A 2,923-nucleotide genomic window follows, 5' to 3' on the forward strand; every position below is an offset into this window, starting at 1 on the left:
GGCGTCCCGGCCGCCCTGCGTCTCGGAGTAGCCCGCGAAGTGCTTGCCCTTAAGTGGGGACGCCCGGCGTCGTTATCAACCTCTGGAATCCGACGGCTGCAACCGCCGGTGAACAGCTTTAGGCCGCGGCGGGAAGCTCGCGGACGATGCGCACCTTCCAGGCGGCGTCGTCGCTGGTGTCCAGGAGGGCGACGGTGCCGGAGGCGATGTGGAGGGCAACACGCTTGGCGTGCAGCAGCTCGAGGTAGAGGTGCTCGTTGACGCGGGCAGGGCTGTCGACGACGAACTTCACGGCGTCGCGGACCTTGCGGTAGTTGTCGCTGCGTTCGCGGTGCAGGTGCAGCTCGAGCGCGTGGCGCTGCTTGACGCGCGGCTCATGCTTGTTCAGCCAGTTCACGGCAGCATGGACGCCGATCACCAGGGCCAGCGAGACCGCGTAAATCCACCAGCCTGTGGACATCAGGAACAGCGGCAGATTGGCGATGGCCACCACCGCGATGAAAACCCGCAGGGCGACGAGGCGGCGCAGGGTCAGGGCAACGGAAGCAAGGGCTGTGCGGAAGCGGTGCTGGTCCTTGCGCGCAGCGGCCGGGTCCAGCGTAAACTCGTCAAGAACGAGGATCCCGTTCGCGTCGGCGCCCAGCATCTGGCCGTACTTCGGAACGAAAAGCTGGGGCTCCTGTGACAGCTGTGAATTCGCCTTCTCGGGGGCGGACGACAGGGGCGCGGGAGAGGTAAGAGTCATGATTTGGCTTCCGGACGCTGGTGAGGTTTCGGATATCTTAGTGGATTAATCAACCTTCCGTATGCATGGGTCCACTATGTGAACACGCCTGTGTCCATTTTGACGAGGGGCTGTGCCGCGCGGCACTTCAATTGGCACATCGCGCCGGGGACGGCAGACTGAGGGGATGCAAACCTTCCTTCCGTATCCCGATTTCCGGCAAAGCGCTGCCGCGCTGGACACGCCCCGGCTGGGCAAGCAGCGCGTCGAGGCGCTGCAGACACTCCGTGCGCTGGTCATCCCGGAATACGGATGGCAGTCACATCCCGCCATCCGTATGTGGATGGGGCACGTTCCCGCCCTCACCATGTACGGCCTGGCCATGGTGGACGAATGGACCAAGCGCGGGTTCGCTGACAACACCCGGGACAACATCCGCGAGTTCGCTCCGCAGGCTGCCCACCCGGACTACGCCGCCAAGATCCTGCTTCCGCCGTGGCTCGGCGACCCCGAGTTCCACCTGAGCCACCGTTCCAACCTGATCCGCAAGGATCCGCACTTCTACGAAGACGTTTTTCCTGGAACCGAGCACGGCCTGGAGTACGTCTGGCCGGAACCGCGCCACGAGTTCCTGCCGGAGGACCCCGAGGGGGACGTTCTCTGGATTCTTCGCGAGCACGTGGGCCATGGCGACCCCGAACAGTTGGACAAGGTCGGGCTGCCGGCCGTGGGGCGGACAGCTTCGGCGGCTGGAGCCCCAGGCACTGGCGAGGGTGGTTCCGGTGCCGGCGGTTCCGACGACGACTACCAGTTCGTCTACGCGGAGGAAACTTCCCGCCGGCCCTCCAAGGTGGCGAAGAAGGCCCCTGCCAAACCGCTGGTCAAGAAGCCGAGCCGCAAACGGCAGCGCCAGGAGGCAGCCTTCTCAACGCTCCCAGGCAAGTCCCCGGTCGCGGTCCCCTTGGACGGCGGCAGCAGGTTCGCCGTCGGGATGGTCGTGGGCCGTCCCATCACGCTCGACGACGGCCGCTTCGGCCGCAATTTCGAGGTCACCGACATCATCGACCGGTCAGAGTTCGACTACCCGGCGCTGCTGCAGGACCCCCGCGTCTTCTTCCCCGTCCCGGCGCTCTGAGCCATGACTATCCTGCTCGCCGGCTGCGGCGACCTTGGCACCGAAGCGGGGCTGCGGTTTGCCGCTGCCGGGCACCGCGTGGTCGGCTGGCGCCGAACACCGGACAAATTGCCGGCTGAAATTGAGGGCGTGGCGGCGGACTTAAGCACAGCCGAACTGCCCCCTGTTCCGGCGGACACTACCGCCGTCGTGATTGCGGTTGCTGCGGACGGCCCTACGGAAGAGGCATACCGGACCGCCTACGTGGACGGCGTTTCTAATGTGCTCGGCGCCCTGGAACGGGACGCCGTAGCCCCCGAACGGGTTCTGTTCGTTTCATCCACCGCCGTGTACGGCGACGCTGCTGGTGCCTGGATCGACGAAGGCACCACACCGGAGCCCGGTGGATTCTCGGGCCGCCTCATGCGCCAAGCCGAGGACCTGCTGCTGAAGCGGCTGGAGGGGACCGGGACCACACCAATCGTGCTCCGGCTTGGCGGGATCTATGGGCCGGGCCGCACCAGGCTCATCGACCAGGTCCGCACCGGCACGGCCGTTATTCCGGACCAGCCGCGCTACACCAACCGCATTCACCGCGACGACGCCGCCCGGGCCATCGTGCAATTGTGCACCATGCCCCAACAGCCAGCTTCCGTGTATATCGGCGTTGACGATGATCCGGCTGAGTTGGGCGACGTCCTGCGCTTCCTGGCGGCCGAGTTGGCAATGGCCGTCCCTCCGACGGCTTCCCTCGGCGATGCACGCGGCGGCAACAAGCGCTGCAGCAGCGCCTTGCTTCGGGGAACAGGTTTCTCCTTCAAGTACCCATCCTTCCGTGAGGGCTACCGCGACATTCTGGCCGGTGTGGGCGTGCGCCATCCCTAGGTTTCGTGCAGCCCCCTGATTTGGCCTGGGACCGAAATGATCGGTCAAAAACTTTTTTCAAAATTTTTTCCTTTTGGACCGAAGTGACGCTTCTCACCCCTAAAAATGATGCTCCTATTGTCGTCAAGGGGCTCGGCGCCCCCGATCGTCGTTGAGGTTACCGGGGGCTGCATGCTCTGGCGTCAAGGGGTCTATCGATC

General features: G+C 65.1%; 3 protein-coding genes. 2 read left to right on the top strand and 1 reads right to left on the bottom strand.

The window, feature by feature from the left end; translation table 11 throughout:
• Positions 1-118: 118 nt before the first annotated feature.
• Positions 119-745: a hypothetical protein gene (locus tag ACFUTU_RS21330; protein ID WP_377967945.1), complete on the bottom strand. Its 627-nt coding sequence runs from the start codon at positions 743-745 to the stop codon at positions 119-121.
• 166 nt (positions 746-911) lie between these two features.
• Between ACFUTU_RS21330 and ACFUTU_RS21335 the strand changes: the two genes are divergently transcribed.
• The gene (locus ACFUTU_RS21335; protein WP_377967947.1) at positions 912-1,859 is read left to right on the top strand and encodes an MSMEG_6728 family protein; all 948 of its coding nucleotides are present in this window, start codon (positions 912-914) and stop codon (positions 1,857-1,859) included.
• Positions 1,860-1,862: 3 nt separating this feature from the next.
• The gene (locus ACFUTU_RS21340) at positions 1,863-2,723 is read left to right on the top strand and encodes an SDR family oxidoreductase (protein WP_377967949.1); all 861 of its coding nucleotides are present in this window, start codon (positions 1,863-1,865) and stop codon (positions 2,721-2,723) included.
• Positions 2,724-2,923 lie beyond the last annotated feature (200 nt).

Origin of the sequence: Arthrobacter sp. NPDC057388 (genome assembly GCF_042668165.1) — a bacterium.
Lineage (GTDB): Bacteria > Actinomycetota > Actinomycetes > Actinomycetales > Micrococcaceae > Arthrobacter.

What these genes read in the sequence shown, in the direction of transcription:
- ACFUTU_RS21330 (WP_377967945.1), bottom strand. Translation starts at nt 745, where the DNA reads ATGACTCTTACCTCTCCCGCGCCCCTGTCGTCCGCCCCCGAGAAGGCG.
- ACFUTU_RS21335 (WP_377967947.1), top strand. Translation starts at nt 912, where the DNA reads ATGCAAACCTTCCTTCCGTATCCCGATTTCCGGCAAAGCGCTGCCGCG.
- ACFUTU_RS21340 (WP_377967949.1), top strand. Translation starts at nt 1,863, where the DNA reads ATGACTATCCTGCTCGCCGGCTGCGGCGACCTTGGCACCGAAGCGGGG.